At 70.5% G+C, this 3261-nt stretch carries 2 protein-coding genes; one reads left to right on the top strand and one right to left on the bottom strand.

Going from position 1 to position 3261, the window contains the following annotated elements; all coding sequences use genetic code 11:
* The first annotated feature begins 935 nt into the window (after nt 1–935).
* On the top strand, nt 936–2540 hold the full coding sequence (locus I73_RS07245; protein WP_306304224.1) for a methyl-accepting chemotaxis protein: 1605 nt from the start codon (nt 936–938) through the stop codon (nt 2538–2540).
* Between the two features lie 9 nt (nt 2541–2549).
* Here I73_RS07245 and I73_RS26575 read toward each other — a convergent pair.
* Nucleotides 2550–3261, bottom strand: a 712-nt coding sequence (locus tag I73_RS26575; protein WP_234409440.1) for a cell wall metabolism sensor histidine kinase WalK, incomplete at its 5' end; no start/stop codon positions are given.

Genomic DNA, 3261 nt, shown 5'->3' with positions numbered 1-3261 from the left:
CATGGCTTGATTCGGTTGGAAGGAAGTGATTCGCAGAGTTGTTCTATGGGCATGCGCAGACAAGGCGGTGCCCTCCGCAGCGTCCACCGGACNTGCTGGCTGTCGGGAATGCAAAAACAAAAGACGGCGTCGCCGCGCCGGGCTCACGCGGCTCAGAGGCTGAAGGCGGCCCCCAGGTAAAGCTCGTGGATGTCGTCGCGGGCCGCCAGCTCCTGTGCACTGCCCTCGGCCGCCAGACGCCCGTTTTCGAGCACACAGGCATGGTGGGCGTGACGCAAGGCGCACCACGTGGGCATTGGTCAGGACCAGGCCGTCGGAGGCGACGATGAAGCCCGAGCCCTGGCCGCGGAAGGGCACCTTGCCGTGCGGCTGCTGGCCGCCGCGCATCTGGAAGCCGGGCATGCCGCGGAAGAAGCGGAAGAAGGGGTCGTTCTGGATGTCCGGGCCGTCCTCGTTCGGGTCGGGCTGGCGTTCGCCCGAGACCATCACGCCGACCACGGCGGGGCCGGCCTGCTTGACGATGGCCCGGTAGTCCGGCACCGCACCGGGGGGCAGCGGCGCCACCGGGGCGGCCGGCACCACGGCCGCGGCGGCGGCGGCCGCCACCGGGGTGGCGTCGCCACCGCCCGAGAACAGGTGCTTGAAGTCGATCGCCCCGGCGCTGCCGGCGGCCACCAGGGCGGTGGTGGCGGCGGCGGTGACGACGACGGTGGTGAGGGTCTTGATCTGGCTCATCGCGGGAACTCCTGGTCGGTCATGGAAGCGCGGTTCAACCGCATGGCCGCCATGGTGCGCAAAGGCGATGAGGCCTGCGTGAGGCGAAGATGAAGCCAAGATGAAGGCGGCCCCCGAGCACGACAACAGCCGGGCAAAGCGGGTGCTTTTGGGGCCATTGACGCCCCGTCGCTTCTCTAGAGTTCGCATCGGATCGACGTATGACATCGGACAACTTACGGAGCCACGGGGACGATATGAACCTCAATCAGATGCGCCTGTCACACAGGCTGATGGCCGGATTCGGATTGGTGCTGGTGTTGCTGGGCGCGGTGATGGCCGTGGGCAGCATGAGTCTGGCATCCACCGCGGATGAAACACGGCAGATGATGGCGGTGCCACTGACCAAGGAGCGGCTGGTCGGCGAGTGGTACCGGCTGAGTCAGGTGGGTGTGAAGCGCTACACCGCCATTGCCAAGAGCAGCGACCCCAGCCTGGCGGACTTCTTCGCCGCGGATGTGAAGGTGTCCACCGCGCGTGGCAACGAGATCATCCAACAGCTCGATGCACTGCCCAAGAACGACGCGGAGACGGCGGCGGTGGCGCAGCTGGCCGCCGCACGGAAGGACTACATCGCCATGCGCGACCGCATTGCCGCCGCCAAGAAGGCCGGTGATGCGCAGGAGGCCCAGCGGGTGCTGGAGCAGGACTTCCTGCCCCGGGCCAACGCCTATCTGGCCAAGATGCAGGAATACCTCCAGCTGCAGCAGTCCATCCTCGATGGCATGGCGGCCCGGGTGAGCGAGCGCACCAGCGCGGCGCAATGGCGCATGGGCACGCTGGGCCTGCTGGCCCTGCTGGCCGGCGCTGGCTGCGCGCTGTGGCTGACACGTTCCGTCACCCGCCCCTTGCAGCAGGCTTCCCGCCTGGCCGAGGCGGTGGCCGCCGGCGATCTGACGCACCGCGTGCAGATCGAGGGCCAGGACGAGATCGCCACGATGATGCGGGCCCTGGACCGCATGGGCGAAAGCCTGCACCGGGCGGTGGACCAGGTGCGCAGCAGCTCCGAGAACATCCAGACGGCCTGCCGCGAGGTCTCCATGGGCAACCAGGATCTGAGCCACCGCACCGAGGACACCGCCTCCAACCTGCAGCGCGCCGCCAGCGCGATGTCGCAGCTCAACAGCTCCGTGAGCCAGACCGCCCAGGCGGCCCAGGAGGCCAACCACCTGGCCGCCAGTGCGGTGACGGTGGCCGGCCGGGGCGGCGAGGTGATGGGGCAGGTGGTGCAGACCATGGAAGGCATCCATGCCAGCTCCCGCAAGATCGCCGACATCATCGGGGTCATCGACGGCATCGCCTTCCAGACCAACATCCTGGCCCTGAATGCGGCGGTGGAGGCGGCGCGTGCCGGCGAGCAGGGCCGGGGCTTTGCCGTGGTGGCCGGCGAGGTGCGCAACCTGGCCAGCCGCTCGGCCGAGGCGGCCAAGGAGATCAAGTCGCTGATCGGGGCCAGTGTCGAACAGGTGGAAAGTGGCACCTCCCTGGTCGCCCATGCCGGCCAGACCATGGACGAGGTGGTGGGCGCGATCCGGCGCGTGACGGACATCGTCGGCGAGATCAGCGTGGCCAGTGCCGAGCAGGCCCGGGGCGTGGCGCAGATCTCCACGGCGGTGTCGGAGATGGACGCTGCCACCCAGCAGAACGCGGCCATGGTGGAACAGATGGCCGCCGCCGCCTCCAGCCTGCAGGGGCAGGCGCAGAACCTCGTCGGCGCGGTGCAGGTCTTCCAGCTGGCCGACGCCGAGCCGGCCCTGCCGGTCTGAACGAGCGGATCAGCGCAGGCGCACCTGCACCCGCAAGCCCCCCAGCGGCGAATCGCCCAGGGTGATCTGCCCGCCGTGGCGCTGGGCCACCGCCTGGGCGATGGCCAGGCCCAGGCCGCTGCCGTCGGCGCGGCCGCTGTCGCGGCGCCAGAAGCGGTCGAAGACGCGCTCGCGCTCGGCCGGCGGGATGCCCGGGCCGTCGTCGTCCACCGTCAACCTCGGGCCGTCGGCCTCGGTGCTCACCTGCAGCCGCACCTGGCCACCTTCGCGGCCATAGCGCAGCGCGTTGTCGGCCAGGTTGCGCACCAGGGCGGAGAGGGCGGCGCGGTCGCCGTGCATGGGCACCGGCTGTTCGGCCTCCAGGGCCAGCGTGACGTGACGGGCCTGGGCCTGGGGCCAGAGGTCGGCCAGGGCCTCGCCGGCCAGCTCGGCCAAGTCCAGGGCCTGGGGCTCGGGCGGCGGGCTGCCGGGTTCGTTGCGGGCCAGGGCCAGCAGCTGCTCGACCAGGCGCGCGGCGCGTTCGATGCCTTCGCCCAGGGCCTGGATGGCCGCACCGCGCTCGGCCTCGGCCGGGGCGTCTTTCAGGGCGCGCAGCTGCAGCTTCAGCGCGGTCAGCGGCGAGCGCAGCTCATGCGCGGCGTCGGCCACGAAGGCGCGCTGGGTGCTCATGCCCTCGTACCAGCCGGGCCAGCAGGGCGTTGACTCTAGAGGTCCCCGGGAC

It is taken from the genome of Ideonella sp. B508-1 (genome assembly GCF_000333615.1).
Lineage (GTDB): Bacteria > Pseudomonadota > Gammaproteobacteria > Burkholderiales > Burkholderiaceae_C > Ideonella.
Note: the sequence above shows the minus strand (reverse complement) of the source record. Positions and strands in the feature narration are given on the sequence as shown.